Source organism: Sphingobium sp. (assembly GCF_033795625.1).
Lineage (GTDB): Bacteria > Pseudomonadota > Alphaproteobacteria > Sphingomonadales > Sphingomonadaceae > Sphingobium.
On sequence record NZ_JARYGI010000005.1, the window covers coordinates 118,158 to 132,002 of the forward strand.

Below are 13,845 nucleotides of genomic sequence, written 5' to 3' on the forward strand. Positions count from 1 at the left end.
TTTTGGTGGTCAGCCTGTCCGAAGCTCGAACACAGCAAGTGCAGCCTTGATGCGCCGCACGATCCGGGGTTCTCCGGGCGCGGACACTGCCGCTTCTTCTGCAAGAGCCATCAGTCCTTCGACGCCAAAGCTGGCTGCCAGACCCTTGAGACGCCACGCCGCCAGTTGCCAGTTGGCGTCGCAGCGGGCGCGGCCCAGCAGGTCGGCCTGCCGATTCGCACTTTCGAGGAATGCGCCGCGCAAATCCGCAATGAGGGCAACATCATCACCTACGGCCGCGGCCAGCGCCGCTTCCAATGCTCCGGGGTCATAAGACATACCGCACGAATACGCGCCGGGCTGTTAAGTTTTGGTTGCAATGGCCATTTCCGCGTCGGGAAAACGTGATAGAGAGAGGGAATGACCGGGGGCATAAAAATCGTCGACCTACGACGCGGGAGCAATCGCGCTTTGGCGCAAGATGTTGATGATGAACAGGAACTGCTGTTGGAAAATAGCCTTCCTGCAGAAGAGGCCGTGGCAGAGCCGGTCCAGGAAGAGGACCCCGCACCTCGATCAAACTTCTTTTCGGTCCTCCGTTTCCTATTTGGCTTTGCAGCCATTGCGTGGATGGTCTTCAACCTCTGGATACTCTTCGGCCGAGGTACGCCGCTTCCGGCGATCGACTCGGCTCCGTCGATAATGGCGACAATTGCGATGCCTCTCGCGCTACTTGCGACCACGTACATTCTGCTGATCCGCAACAGTCGCGCCGAAGCGCATCGCTTCGCCGACACCGCGCGTGTGCTACGTGAGGAAAGCGCCGCGTTGGAAGCACGCGTCAAGCGGCTGGGAAGGCAACTCGATACCGCCCGGGAAATCATGGTGGAGCAAGCTTCGCTGCTGGAAAGCTACGGCGCTGCGGCCAGCGCCAATATGGAAGCCTCTTCCGAATTGATTGCAGCCCGTGCCGCCGAGACAGCTACCAATGCCGCAGCCGCTGAGCGCTCCAGCACGCAACTGGCCAACCAGTTCGCCAGCATGGTTCACTCGCTCCCACAGCTGGAAGACCGTGCCGCCGAGATGACGGCGCGCTTGATAGATGGCGGCCATGCTCTGTCCGAGCGCATCGATGGGCTCGAGACCCGCCTCCACGCCATTGCCGAACTGTCCGATGATGCCCGCAGCCGCACGCTTGCGGCCACCAAGAGTCTCAGCAGTCAGCTTGGTCAATTGCAGGATGCAACCCGCTCGACATCCGACGAAGTGAACGGCATGGCGGAGCTTGCGGGCAACCGGATCGAGGTCGCTCTTGAACGCGCCCGCGCTGCGCTGACCGAGACCTGCAACGGCCTGGACGCGCAGAGCGCTACGTTGACCTCGCTGGTCGAACGCGCCCGTGAAGGGCTAGCCCAGATCGGCTCCGATTCCATCCGCGAATTTTCGGACAATACTGCGGAGATCGAATCCCGTCTTCATGATCTCAACCGTCTCATCGAAGGACAAAGCACGCTCGCCTCCGGCCTGAGTGACGATCTTACCGTGAAGCTCGCCGTTCTGGAATCGCGCTTCGCTGCCTTCGAGCAGGATGGCCTGGGCCGCAACGAACGTTTGGCAAGCGCCCTTGCCACGCTCACCAACGAAGCTGACCGCATGGACCAGGCGCTTGCGGCCGGCAACGCATCGGCGGAGCAGTTGATCAGCAAGTCGGAAACCCTGATGCTGGCGATCGATTCGAGCGTGCGGGAAGTCGACGAGACATATCCGGTCGCCCTCAATCGCTTGAACGCGAAAGTTACGGAAACCCGCTCGCTACTGGCCACGGCTGCTCCCGAGATCGAGGCGCTCGAAGCCGTCGCGGATGCTATACTGGGACGGACGCAGGAGGCCGAGGAATTGCTGCGCGGCCAGAGCCGTCGCCTGACCGAATGGCTTGACAGCACAGAACGAGGATTGGTCGCCAACCGCACGCAAGTCGACGGCCTGCAAGACGCGCTCGACACCGCTGGAAACACGACCTCGCGGCTTACCGAGAGTGCAGGGCCGCAGCTCATAGCTGCTCTGCTGCGCGTCAAGGACACTGCCGATCAAGCTGCGGATCGCGCTCGGCAGGCTCTTAGCCGGGCCATCCCCGAAGCTGCTCAAGCTTTGGGCGAAGCCAGTGAGGCAGCCATGCAGCAAGCCATTGGCGACCGTGTGACCGCCCAGATCAAGGAAGTCGCGGAAGTGGCAGAACGCGCGGTGAAGGCTGCGCATCAGGCATCGGATCGACTCATGCGGCAGTTGCTCACCATCGCCGACACGAGCGCGAGCATCGAACAGCGGATCGAACAGGCTGAACAGGCCGCAGAAGAGAGGGACCGCGACAACTTCGCGCGTCGTTCCGCTCTCCTCATCGAGTCGCTCAACAGCACCGCCATCGACGTGTCGAAAATCCTGTCTAATGACGTCTCCGACTCGGCTTGGGCGGCTTATCTGAAAGGCGATCGAGGCGTCTTCACGCGTCGCGCCGTCAAGCTGCTGGACGCCGGGCAGGCACGCGAGATCGCGATGCACTACGACAACGATGCCGAATTCCGTGAGCATGTGAACCGCTATATCCACGATTTCGAAGGAATGCTCCGGACGATCCTGTCCGCGCGCGACGGCAGCGCGCTTGCTGTCACGATCCTCTCGTCCGACATGGGCAAGCTGTACGTGGCTTTGGCGCAGGCTATCGAACGCCTGCGCCAGTAAGATCAGCGCGAGATGTGCGTGAGCGAGTCCGTCGTAACCCACCCGTAGGTGTAATTCGCATAATAAATGGCGAACAGTATCGTCGCCAGCACCGTCGCGCGCGTCATGACCAGAAGCGGCCGGAAATTGCTGGGCGCACTATCGGCCTGCCCCGGCAACTTTACTTCGCCGGTCTCATCTGGAGTTCGGATGCCGAATGGCAGCGCGATAAACGCTGCCATGACCCAGAACAGGAAGTAAATCGCAAAAATCGAGAAGCTGTTCATGGCGCTTCTTTACGCAGCCACGATCAGTACGTCCACCACGGGCTTCTTACCCGTCCAACGCGTGGCCGCTCGGCGGACGGCAAGACGAACCCGTTCGCGCACGGCGTCTTCCTCCTTCCCACCCTTCGTAACGGCCTTGGCCGCTTCATCGGCGGCTTCGGATATGAACGCGTCCTTGTCTTCCTCGACCGGCACGCCCTGCAGACGGACAGCGGGCTCTCCGATCAGGCGACCGGAACGATCCACGGCGACCGCGACGCTGATCTGGCCATGGAGGGCGATCTTCCGCCGCTCGTTCATGGTCGTCCCGTCGGCAGGCAAGATAACGTCACCATCCAGGACCAGCCGTCCCGCTGTTTCCCGGCCAATGATCTTCGGCGCGCCGGGCGCCAGTCGAACGATGTCGCCATTGCCCTGAACCACTGCATGGGGGATGCCTTCGCTCAGGCCAAGGCGCGCCTGTTCCGCCATGTGCCGCATCTCGCCATGGACGGGCAATAATATCTGCGGCCGAATCCATTTGTACATCGCCTGCAATTCGGGGCGGCCAGGGTGGCCCGATACATGCACTTCGGCCTGACGATCCGTGACCATCACAATGCCCTTGGTAGCAAGAGCATTCTGTATGCGGCCGATCGCAATCTCGTTCCCCGGAATCTGCTTGGACGAGAAGACCACCATGTCGCCTTCATCCAGCTTGATCGGGTGGCTGTCGAAAGCGACGCGCGCCAGTGCGGCGCGAGCCTCGCCCTGCCCGCCGGTCGCGATGATCATCACCTTGTTCCGCGGCATTCCCATTGCCGTTTCCCAATCTACCATTTCCGGGAAATCACGCAGATAGCCCGCGCTCTTGGCATTACCGATGATCCGGTCGAGCGAGCGCCCCGCTACGCAAATGGCGCGACCCGTCTCCCTTGCCACTTCGCCGAGCGTCTGGACCCGCGCCGCATTGGAAGCGAAAGTCGTCACGAGCACGCGCTTCTTCGCGCTTCTCACCACCTCCAGAAGCCCCGTACGCACGTCGCCTTCCGAACCGCTCGCCTCCGGGTTGAAGACGTTCGTGCTATCGCAGACGAGGGCCAGGACACCCTCATCCCCCACCGCCGTCAGTTGTTCGGGCGTGGAAGGTACGCCCAACAGCGGCCGGTCGTCGAGCTTCCAGTCTCCGGTATGAAAGATCGTCCCATGCGGCGTGTCGATCACCAAGGCGTTACCTTCGGGGATTGAATGCGCGAGCGGCATGTAACGGAACCCGAAGGGCCCAAGCTGAACGCTTCCGCCATTCTCGATCACGTGCAGCTTGACCTGGTTCTTGATGCCTTCCTCTTCCAGCTTCATCCGGATCAGGCCAGCCGTGAACGGCGTCGCGTAGAGAGGCACGCCCAAGTCTGCCGCGAGATAAGGGATTGCGCCGATATGATCCTCATGCCCGTGCGTCAGGACAATGCCGAGCAGGTCATCGCGATTATCCTCGATAAAGGTAAGGTCCGGCAGGATCAGGTCTACCCCCGGATAATTCGGATCGGCAAACGTCAGGCCGAGGTCGACCATAACCCATTTGCCCTGGCAACCGTAAAGATTGACGTTCATACCGATCTCCCCCGACCCGCCTAAGGCTAGGAAGAGCAATTCATCCTTGGGTGTCATTACGAAACAAAACTCCTGTGGCACCGCCCTATGTGTGTGGCGAGGTGCTTGGTTCAATCAGGTGCTGGAGAATGATCCAGCGGTCAGATTCTGCCGTGCATCAACGCCAAACCCTGGATCGTCAGGTCAGGCGCGATTGCATCGAAAATGTCGGTGTGCTGGTCGAAAAGCACCGCAAGGCCGCCTGTGGAAATGACCTTCACCGGCCGCCCTATCTCCGCTCGCATGCGCTGAACCAGCCCTTCAATCATCGCCACATAACCCCAGAACACGCCGATCTGCATCTGCGCTTCGGTCGTACGGCCGATCACCGAGCGATCTTCGGGCGCTGCAATGGCAATACGCGGAAGCTTCGCCGCAGCACTGACCAGCGCGTCCAGTGAAAGGTTGATCCCGGGTGCGATGATCCCACCTTTATACGCGCCGCTATAATCCACCACGTCGAAAGTCGTCGCCGTACCGAAGTCGATCACTACTAAGTCGCCGTTGTAAAGATGGTGCGCTGCGATCGCATTTACAACCCGATCCGCACCGACCGATGCCGGTTCGGAGACATCCAGTTCGATGCCCCATGCGACCGGTGGCTGGCCCGCGATCATCGGGGTAACCTTGAAATATTTGGACGAGAGCACTTCCAGATTGTGGAGGGCGCGCGGCACAACAGTAGCGATGATAACGGCTTCCACGTCACGCATCGCGAAGCCTTCGAGACCCAGCAATTGGTTCAGCCAGACGGCATATTCGTCCGCCGTGCGGCGCGGATCTGTGGCGATCCGCCAACGCGCGCGGATTTCCCCGGCATCGACCAAGGCAAAAACGACATTGGTGTTGCCAGCATCGACGGCGAGAAGCATCAATCAATCCTTGAGGCTGAGATGAACATGACCATCATAGCAGGAAGACGTCGCCCGCGTGAATGGCTCGCTTAGTGCCATCCGGAAGATCCACTATCAATGCGCCGTCATTATCGAGTGTGTAAAATTGACTATCAAATGCGGTTCCGTCCGGCAGGTTGATCCGCAGTGGCGTGCCCGGTTCATGCGCCGCGCTAAGCCAAAGTGCGCGAATGGGATCAAGACCATAAGTTCGCCAAGTTTCCAGCAACTTATTGAATAGGCTGGACAGCTTTTCCAGCATGTTGGACGCATTGGCCTCGACAGCGCCCTGAGCCCAGAGGCTGGTTGTGGGCCGCTCGGCAAGATCGGGATGCGCTCTGATATTGAGGCCGATGCCCACTATGATCGCGTCACCCGCACGTTCGAGCAGGATGCCGCAGAGCTTCGCGGGCCCTATCATGATGTCGTTGGGCCACTTGATCCTGGCGCGGCCGGGGAGGACGAGTTCGACCGCCTGCCAGACTGCAACGGCCGCCACCAGCGCCAATGTCGCCGGCGCTGGCTCTCCAGGGCGCATTCGCACTATCGTCGAGCAATAGAGATTGCCGGGCGGGCTTTCCCAGGCACGATCGAGACGGCCCCTGCCCCCGGTCTGAGCTTCCGCCCGCAACCAGAGACCTTCGGGCGTGCCCTCCGCCGCTAACACCAGCATATCGGCGTTAGTGGACGCAGTCTCCTGCACCGTGCGGATTTCGATGGTCAGAAAAGCGCCGCCGCCGCCGCCGCGCTGGCGCTGTCCAATGCGGGGTTCAACAGATAGCCTAGCACGATGATCGTCGCGCAAACGGCAATGATCGCGTTTTCGAGCAAGGGCGTGCCGGTGGCATATTCCGCAGCCGGTTCATCGAAGTACATCGTCTTGATGATCTTCAAATAATAGAACGCTCCGATGACCGATGCTGCGATACCGAATGCCGCTAGCCCCAAAAGCCCTGCGCCTACCGCCGCATCGAACACCAGGAATTTTGCCCAGAAACCGAACAGCGGCGGAATACCGGCAAGACTGAACATGAAGATCGCCAGCGCTGCCGCCAGACCCTTGCGCGATTGCGACAGGCCCGAGAGGCTGGCGATGGTCTCGACCGGCACGCCGTCCTTGTCGCGCATCTGGAGGATGCAGACGAAACCACCTATCGTCATCACCACGTAGATCGCCATGTAACTCATCGTTGCCGCGACCCCCGCAGGCGTTCCGCAGGCGAGGCCGATCAGCGCGAAGCCGACATTGTTGATCGAGGAATAAGCCATCAGGCGCTTGATGTTCGTCTGGCCAATGGCCGCCACCGCCCCGAAAAGGATGGACGCGAGCGCCACGAAAATGACGATCTGCTGCCATGCCATGCCACCCGGCCCGAGCGCTTCGATGGCCACGCGAATGGTGAGGCCGATGGCCGCAACCTTGGGCGCGCTGGCGAAGAAGGCTGTGACTGGAGTGGGTGCGCCTTCGTAGACGTCGGGGGTCCACATGTGGAACGGCACCGCGCTGATCTTGAACGCCAGCCCCGCCAGCACGAACACCATGCCGAACATCAGGCCATTGGACAGGCCATTGCCCATTGCAACCGCCACGCCTTCGAAGCTGGTCGAGCCCGAGAAGCCATAGAGCAGCGAAATGCCGTAGAGCAGGATGCCGCTGGCCAACGCCCCAAGGACGAAATATTTAAGACCAGCTTCCGCCGAGCGCGTGTCCTGCCGCATGAAGCTCGCCAGCACGTATGCGGAAAGGCTCTGGAGTTCCAGGCCGACATAGAGCGTCATGAGATCGCCCGCCGACACCATCATGCCCATGCCGATGCAGGAGAAGAGGATGAGGATCGGGAATTCGGCTCGGACCGCGCCAACGCCTCCGGTCGTCAAAGGCGCGAAGAAGCGCGGAGCAACCAAGATGGATGCTGCCGCCGCCGTGTAGATCAGCACCTTGGCATAGGCTGCAAAGGCATCGGCGCGATACAGGCCATCAAAAGCGATGCCGCCATGGCCCGGCAAACCGATCAGCGTCAGGCCCGCAGCCAGCAGCGTCGCGACCGAAAGCCAGCTTACAAGCTGCGCCGTGCGATCACCCGCATAGGCCGCGACCATCATGAGCACGAGGCCGCCGATGGTCAGGACCAGTTCCGGCATGACCATCAGGAGGGAAGCGTTGTCGATCATCAGTGCGCCTCCCCCGGCGTTTCATGGTTTTCGGTAGAGTGGCTTTCAGCGGCAACGCCGGGTTTGCCTGCAGCGAGCTTCGAGTCACCGGCAGGCTTGGCCCGGTCGGTGCGCGCGACGAGCGATGCAACATCGGCCCGCATCGGCGCAATGAAGCTTTCGGGATAGATGCCCATCCACAGCACGGCGACTGCGATCGGCGCCAGCAACCACATCTCGCGGCCCGAAAGGTCAGGCATGGCGCGAACATCGTCATGGACGAGTTCGCCATAAGCCACGCGACGATAAAGATAGAGCATATACGCCGCGCCAAGGATGATGCCGGTCGTTGCGACGATCGCGACCCAACTCGACGCCTGATAGACACCCATCAGCGCGAGGAACTCGCCGACGAAGTTGCTGGTGCCGGGCAGACCCACCGCGGCCATCGTGAACAGCAGGAACAGTACGGCATATTTCGGCATGTTGATCGCAAGGCCGCCATAACGGCTGATCTCGCGGGTGTGCAGGCGATCGTAGATCACGCCGACGCACAGGAACAGCGCGCCGGAGACGAGACCATGTCCCAGCATAACCATCATCGCGCCTTCGATACCCTGCTGATTGAAGGCGAACAGGCCGACCGTCACGATGGCCATATGCGCGACGGACGAATAGGCGATCAGCTTCTTCATATCGCTCTGCACCAGCGCGACGAGCGAGGTGTACACGACCGCGACCATCGAAAGACCGAATACCAGGGGTGCGAATTGCGCAGAGGCTTCCGGGAACATCGGCAGCGAGAAGCGGATGAAGCCATAGCCACCCATCTTCAGCAACACGCCCGCCAGAATGACGGAGCCTGCGGTAGGCGCCTGCACGTGCGCATCCGGCAACCATGTATGCACTGGCCACATCGGCATCTTTACCGCAAAGCTGGCGAAAAAGGCCAGCCAGAGCCATGTCTGCGCCTGCGCGGGGAAATCATAGGCCATCAGCACCGGAATGCTGGTCGATCCGGCTTCCTGCACCATCCACATCATCGCGATCAGCATCAGCACCGACCCGAGCAATGTGTAGAGGAAGAACTTGTAGCTGGCGTAGATGCGCTCCGCGCCGCCCCAGATGCCGATGATCAGGTACATCGGAATAAGGCCCGCTTCGAACATGACATAGAAGAGGAAGATGTCCTGCGCGGTGAAGACGCCGATCATCAGCACCTCCATCAGCAGGAACGCAGCCATATATTCGCCGACACGCTTGTCGATCGCCACCCAGCTTGCACCGATGCAGATCGGCATCAGGAACACGGTGAGGACGATCAGCATCAGCGCGATGCCGTCGATGCCCAGCGCCCAGGCGAAGCGGCCGAACAACGGCGCATATTCGGTGAACTGCCATTGCGCGGCATTGGCCGATTGATCGAAGGACAACCACAGCACCACGCCAAGCGCAAGATCGATCAGCGTCGCGATCAGGGCGATGCTGCGCGCTGCCCTGTCATTCGCGTACAGGCAGGCAATGGCCGCCGCCATCGGGACGGCCATCATCAGCGTGAGAATGGGAAAGCCAAGCTGGTTCATTATCGTGCGATCGCCCAGGTTGCAGCCGCGGCGAGCCCGAGCAGCATCACCAGTGCGTAAGTGTAAAGATATCCCGACTGAAGCCTGCGCGTCAGCTTGCCGCCCTGCACTACCAGCCCAGCGAGGCCGTTGGGGCCGAAGCGGTCGATGAAGCCGATGTCGCCGAACCTCCAGAAGGCGCGACCGATGGCGAAGGCCGGCTTCACGAACAGCACGTTGTACAGTTCGTCGAAATACCATTTGTTGAGCAGGAACTGATACAGGACGCCAAACTGGCCGACGAACTGGCGAGGCCATTCCGTGTAGCGGATATAGGACAGCCAGGCGATGGCAAGGCCAACCAGCATGACCGCGGCCGGGGTAAGCTTCACCCACAGCGGCACTTCATGCATGGCGTGCATCAGATGCGTGTCAAACGCGATAGCACCCTTCCAGAATTCCGCGCCATGTTCGGCATCCACGAAGCTGTGGTGGAACAGGTAACCTGCGAAGATCGCGCCGATGCTGAGGACGATCAGCGGGATCAGCATAGTCCAGGGGCTCTCGTGCGGATGATAGCCGCCCGTGCCTGTGGGAAGTGCATGGGCATTCGTCTCATGGCCATGCGGCTCGTGCCCGGCATCTTCCTGAGTAGGCGCATTGTCGTGTTCGCTGCCATGGCTGTGCGTCCCGTGAGCATCATGCCCATGCGCGTCATGACCGTGTGCTTCGTGAAGCGCGTGCTGAATATGCTCCGACGCTGCCCAGCGTGCTTTGCCGAAGAAGGTCAGGAACACCAGCCGCCAGCTATAGAAGCTGGTGAGCAATGCCGCGAATGCGCCGACATAGAAGGCAAGCCGTCCGCCGCCGCCCGCTGCATAGGCCGCTTCGAGGATTGCATCCTTGGAGTAGAAGCCCGCAAACCCGAACACGTCGATAATGCCTACGCCCGTGATCGCCAGCGTACCCGCGGTCATCGCCCAGAAGGTGATCGGAATCTCACGGCGGAGCGCGCCATAATAGCGCATGTCCTGCTCATGGTGCATCGCGTGGATCACCGAACCTGCGCCGAGGAACAGCAGCGCTTTGAAGAAGGCGTGCGTGAAGAGGTGGAACATCGACGCACCGTAAGCGCCTACGCCGGCTGCAAAGAACATATAACCGAGCTGCGAACAGGTTGAATAGGCGATGACGCGCTTGATGTCGTTCTGCACAGTACCGACTGTCGCGGCGAACAGGCAGGTCGCCGCCCCAACGAAGGTTACGACGCCCAATGCCGTCGGGCTCGTCTCGAACATCGGCGAGAGGCGGCACACCATGAACACGCCCGCCGTCACCATCGTCGCGGCATGGATCAGCGCGGACACGGGAGTCGGGCCTTCCATGGCGTCGGGCAACCAGGTGTGGAGGCCGAGCTGCGCCGACTTGCCCATCGCGCCGACGAAAAGCAGCAGGCACAGGACCGTCATCGTATCGAAGCGGCCGCCCAGGAAGCCGATGGTCGATCCCGCCATGGACGGCGCGGCTTCAAGGATTTCGGGAATAGAGATCGTGCCGAACACCAGGAAGGTGCCGAAGATGCCCATCATGAAGCCAAGGTCGCCAACGCGGTTGACCACGAATGCCTTGATCGCAGCGGCATTGGCCGAAGGCTTGCGAAACCAGAACCCGATCAGGAGATAGGAGGCAAGGCCAACCCCTTCCCAACCGAAGAACATCTGCAACAGGTTGTTCGCCGTCACCAGCATCAGCATCGCAAAGGTGAACAGCGAGAGATAGGCGAAGAAGCGCGGCTGGTCCGGGTCTTCCTCCATATAGCCCCAGCTATACAGATGAACGAGCGCCGATACGGTCGTGATGACCACCAGCATCACCGCCGTCATCGTGTCGACGCGCAATGCCCATGCGGCATCGAAATCACCCGAACGTATCCAGGTGAAGACCGGCTCGACATAAGGCGTCGCTTCGCCACCAACGAAGGACAGAAAGATCGGCCAGCTCAGCGCGCACGATGCGAAGAGCGCGCCCGTCGTCACGATCTTGGCGGGTACATTGCCGATGATGCGATTGCCGAGCCCTGCAATGATCGCCGCGAGCAGGGGGAAAAGGGCGATGAGGGAGATCATATCGAGGTCTTCAGCCCTTCATCCGGTTGACATCATCGACGGCAATGGTCCCGCGCCCGCGGAAATAGATGACGAGGATCGCCAGCCCGATTGCCGCTTCGCCCGCCGCGACGGTGAGCACGAACATCGAGAACACCTGCCCCACCAGATCGCCCAGGAAGGCGCTGAATGCGACCAGATTGATATTCACCGCGAGCAGGATCAACTCGATCGCCATCAGGATGATGATGACGTTCTTGCGATTGATGAAGATGCCGAGCACCCCCATCACGAACAGAATGGCGCTGACAACCATGTAATGCTGGAGCCCGATCACAGCTCTACCCCCTGCCCAAAGGGCTGATTGATGTTGCGGACGGCATCCTGCGGACGGCGGCGGTTCTGCTTGTCGATGTTCTGGCCACGGACGCCGCCGCGTGCGCGATGCGTCAGCACGATCGCCCCGATCATCGCGACCAGCAAGACGATGCCCGCCGCCTCGAACAGGAAGATATAGCGCGTATAGAGCAGGACGCCGATCTGCTTGATGTTCGACACATCCGCCGTCGCCGGCGCCGCACGCTGAGCCAACTCGATGGGACCTGCCTGCCATATCCCTACGCCCAGCACGATCTCGGCCAGCAACACCAATGCGATCGCAAGCCCGAATGGCAAGTAATTCACGAAACCTGCCCGCAACTCGGCAAAATCGATGTCGAGCATCATGACGACGAACAGGAACAGGATCGCGACTGCGCCGACATAGACGATCACCAGCAGCATCGCGATGAATTCCGCGCCAAGCAGCACCATCAGGCCCGCCGCATTGAAGAAGGCGAGGATCAACCACAGCACCGAATGGACCGGATTGCGCGAAAAGATGGTCATCGCCCCACTGGCGATCACCACGCACGCAAACAGGTAAAAGGCAAGCACATGAATCACTGGATCAATATCCCCCGGCGGTGCCGCAGCGCTTAACGATAGGGTGCGTCGGCGGCAAGGTTCGAGGCGAGAGCCCGTTCCCACTTGTCACCGTTTTCGAGGAGCTTCGCCTTGTCGTAGATAAGCTCCTCTCGCGTCTCGGTCGAAAATTCGAAGTTCGGGCCTTCGACGATTGCGTCCACCGGGCATGCTTCCTGGCACAGGCCGCAATAGATGCACTTCGTCATGTCAATGTCGTAGCGGGTCGTCCGACGGCTGCCATCGTCGCGCGGCTGTGCCTCGATGGTGATCGCGAGCGCCGGGCAGACGGCTTCACACAGCTTGCAGGCGATGCAGCGTTCCTCGCCATTGGGATAACGGCGAAGGGCATGTTCTCCCCTGAAACGTGGCGAGATCGGGTTCTTCTCGTAAGGATAGTTGATCGTTGCCTTGGGCTTGAAGAAATACTTCAAGGTGAGCCAGTGCGCCTTCAGGAATTCGACGAGGAAGAAGGACTTGATCGCGTGGATCATGATGCGCCTCCATAGCGCGTGAACATCAGGAAACCGGAGACCAGCACCACCCAGAAGAGCGATAGGGGCAGGAAGACTTTCCAGCCAAGGCGCATAAGCTGGTCGTAGCGGTAACGCGGCACGGTGGCCTTCACCCAGCTGAAGATGAAGAAGAAGAGAAGGATCTTGATGAAGAGCCAGATGATACCGGGAACGAAATAGAGCGGCGCCCAATCGAACGGCGGCAGGTAGCCACCCCAGAACAGAATGGCGTTCAGCGCGCACATCAAGATGACGTTGGCATATTCGCCGAGCCAGTAGAGCGCGAAGGCCATCGACGAATATTCGGTCTGATATCCGGCGACGAGTTCGCTTTCCGCCTCAGTCAGGTCGAACGGCGCGCGGGCCGTTTCAGCCATGGACGAGATAAGGAATACGACGGACATCGGGAACAGCAGCGGATTGAAGCCATTTCCGTTGATGAAGCCATAATAGCCGCGCTGGCTCTCCACGATGGCCGAGAGGTTGAACGATCCGGCCCACAACACCACTGAAATCAGCACGAAGCCGATGGAGACTTCATAGGAAATCATCTGCGCCGACGCACGCATCGCCGAGAAGAAAGGGTATTTGGAGTTCGACGCCCAGCCCGCGATGACGACGCCGTAGACGCCGAGCGAACTGATAGCGAGAATGTAGAGCAATCCCACGTTGATGTTTGAGAGCACCACTTCCGCCTGGAACGGGATCACCGCCCAGGCCATCAAGGCGACGGTGAAGGTGATGATCGGCGCGATCAGGAACAGGCCGCGGTTCGCCGCCGAAGGGATGATCGTCTCCTGCAGGAACACCTTCGCACCATCCGCGAAGGATTGCAGCAGACCGAAAGGCCCGACGACGTTCGGCCCCCGGCGCAGCGCCATCGCTGCCCAGATCTTGCGGTCGGCATAGATGATCATCGCCACCGCCAGCATCAGCGGCAGCGCAATGATCAGGATGCCGATGATCGTGGAGAGGAACCACGCCCCGGAATAGGGCAGTCCAAAGCTCTGGAAAAAGGCAGTCATGACAGATCAACCCTGGAACCA

13 protein-coding genes are annotated in these 13,845 nt (G+C 60.6%); 1 reads left to right on the forward strand and 12 read right to left on the reverse strand.

Annotated elements, in window-relative coordinates; genetic code table 11:
• Positions 1-9: 9 nt before the first annotated feature.
• On the reverse strand, positions 10-318 hold the full coding sequence (locus QHC67_RS04155; protein WP_319291364.1) for an Hpt domain-containing protein: 309 nt from the start codon (positions 316-318) through the stop codon (positions 10-12).
• A gap of 81 nt (positions 319-399) precedes the next feature.
• Between QHC67_RS04155 and QHC67_RS04160 the strand changes: the two genes are divergently transcribed.
• Entirely contained in the window at positions 400-2,715 is a 2,316-nt protein-coding gene (locus tag QHC67_RS04160) for a hypothetical protein (protein WP_319291367.1), read from the forward strand.
• A 2-nt stretch (positions 2,716-2,717) separates the two neighbouring features.
• On the opposite strand, the gene QHC67_RS04165 is transcribed toward QHC67_RS04160, so the two are convergent.
• The 11 genes from QHC67_RS04165 to nuoH all read right to left on the reverse strand — a co-directional run bounded on the left by QHC67_RS04165 (position 2,718) and on the right by nuoH (position 13,824).
• A complete protein-coding gene (locus QHC67_RS04165; protein WP_319291369.1) occupies positions 2,718-2,981 on the reverse strand; it encodes a DUF1467 family protein in 264 nt (87 codons plus the stop codon).
• A 9-nt stretch (positions 2,982-2,990) separates the two neighbouring features.
• A complete protein-coding gene (locus tag QHC67_RS04170; RefSeq protein ID WP_319291370.1) occupies positions 2,991-4,628 on the reverse strand; it encodes a ribonuclease J in 1,638 nt (545 codons plus the stop codon).
• Positions 4,629-4,711: 83 nt separating this feature from the next.
• Positions 4,712-5,482 (reverse strand): type III pantothenate kinase, encoded by a 771-nt coding sequence (locus QHC67_RS04175; RefSeq protein WP_319291372.1) that lies wholly within the window; start codon positions 5,480-5,482, stop codon positions 4,712-4,714.
• Positions 5,483-5,516: 34 nt separating this feature from the next.
• A complete protein-coding gene (locus tag QHC67_RS04180; protein ID WP_413818489.1) occupies positions 5,517-6,176 on the reverse strand; it encodes a biotin--[acetyl-CoA-carboxylase] ligase in 660 nt (219 codons plus the stop codon).
• Between the two features lie 47 nt (positions 6,177-6,223).
• Positions 6,224-7,675, reverse strand: coding sequence for an NADH-quinone oxidoreductase subunit NuoN (gene nuoN / locus QHC67_RS04185; RefSeq protein ID WP_319291374.1), 1,452 nt, complete (start codon positions 7,673-7,675; stop codon positions 6,224-6,226).
• Entirely contained in the window at positions 7,675-9,237 is a 1,563-nt protein-coding gene (locus QHC67_RS04190; protein WP_319291376.1) for an NADH-quinone oxidoreductase subunit M, read from the reverse strand. Before QHC67_RS04190 ends, nuoN begins: the two co-directional genes overlap by 1 nt.
• Positions 9,237-11,342 carry an NADH-quinone oxidoreductase subunit L gene (gene nuoL / locus QHC67_RS04195; protein WP_319291379.1) on the reverse strand — a complete coding sequence of 702 codons (2,106 nt, stop codon included), beginning with the start codon at positions 11,340-11,342 and terminating at the stop codon, positions 9,237-9,239. The genes QHC67_RS04190 and nuoL overlap by 1 nt, the downstream gene beginning before the upstream one ends.
• A 10-nt stretch (positions 11,343-11,352) precedes the next feature.
• On the reverse strand, positions 11,353-11,658 hold the full coding sequence (nuoK, locus tag QHC67_RS04200; RefSeq protein ID WP_319291382.1) for an NADH-quinone oxidoreductase subunit NuoK: 306 nt from the start codon (positions 11,656-11,658) through the stop codon (positions 11,353-11,355).
• Positions 11,655-12,266, reverse strand: a complete 612-nt coding sequence (locus QHC67_RS04205; protein ID WP_319291384.1) for an NADH-quinone oxidoreductase subunit J — start codon at positions 12,264-12,266, stop codon at positions 11,655-11,657. The genes nuoK and QHC67_RS04205 overlap by 4 nt, the downstream gene beginning before the upstream one ends.
• A 32-nt stretch (positions 12,267-12,298) precedes the next feature.
• Positions 12,299-12,778: an NADH-quinone oxidoreductase subunit NuoI gene (gene nuoI, locus QHC67_RS04210; protein WP_319291386.1), complete on the reverse strand. Its 480-nt coding sequence runs from the start codon at positions 12,776-12,778 to the stop codon at positions 12,299-12,301.
• Complete coding sequence (gene nuoH, locus QHC67_RS04215) at positions 12,775-13,824, reverse strand: NADH-quinone oxidoreductase subunit NuoH (RefSeq protein ID WP_319291389.1); 1,050 nt, start codon at positions 13,822-13,824, stop codon at positions 12,775-12,777. Before nuoH ends, nuoI begins: the two co-directional genes overlap by 4 nt.
• Between the last annotated feature and the right edge of the window lie 21 nt (positions 13,825-13,845).

Coding starts and splice junctions, on each gene's coding strand:
- QHC67_RS04155 (WP_319291364.1), bottom strand. CDS start 318: ATGTCTTATGACCCCGGAGCATTGGAAGCGGCGCTGGCCGCGGCCGTA.
- nuoL (WP_319291379.1), bottom strand. CDS start 11,342: ATGATCTCCCTCATCGCCCTTTTCCCCCTGCTCGCGGCGATCATTGCA.
- QHC67_RS04160 (WP_319291367.1), top strand. CDS start 400: ATGACCGGGGGCATAAAAATCGTCGACCTACGACGCGGGAGCAATCGC.
- QHC67_RS04190 (WP_319291376.1), bottom strand. CDS start 9,237: ATGAACCAGCTTGGCTTTCCCATTCTCACGCTGATGATGGCCGTCCCG.
- QHC67_RS04170 (WP_319291370.1), bottom strand. CDS start 4,628: ATGACACCCAAGGATGAATTGCTCTTCCTAGCCTTAGGCGGGTCGGGG.
- nuoH (WP_319291389.1), bottom strand. CDS start 13,824: ATGACTGCCTTTTTCCAGAGCTTTGGACTGCCCTATTCCGGGGCGTGG.
- nuoI (WP_319291386.1), bottom strand. CDS start 12,778: ATGATCCACGCGATCAAGTCCTTCTTCCTCGTCGAATTCCTGAAGGCG.
- nuoN (WP_319291374.1), bottom strand. CDS start 7,675: ATGATCGACAACGCTTCCCTCCTGATGGTCATGCCGGAACTGGTCCTG.
- QHC67_RS04175 (WP_319291372.1), bottom strand. CDS start 5,482: ATGCTTCTCGCCGTCGATGCTGGCAACACCAATGTCGTTTTTGCCTTG.
- QHC67_RS04180 (WP_413818489.1), bottom strand. CDS start 6,176: ATGCTGGTGTTAGCGGCGGAGGGCACGCCCGAAGGTCTCTGGTTGCGG.
- QHC67_RS04165 (WP_319291369.1), bottom strand. CDS start 2,981: ATGAACAGCTTCTCGATTTTTGCGATTTACTTCCTGTTCTGGGTCATG.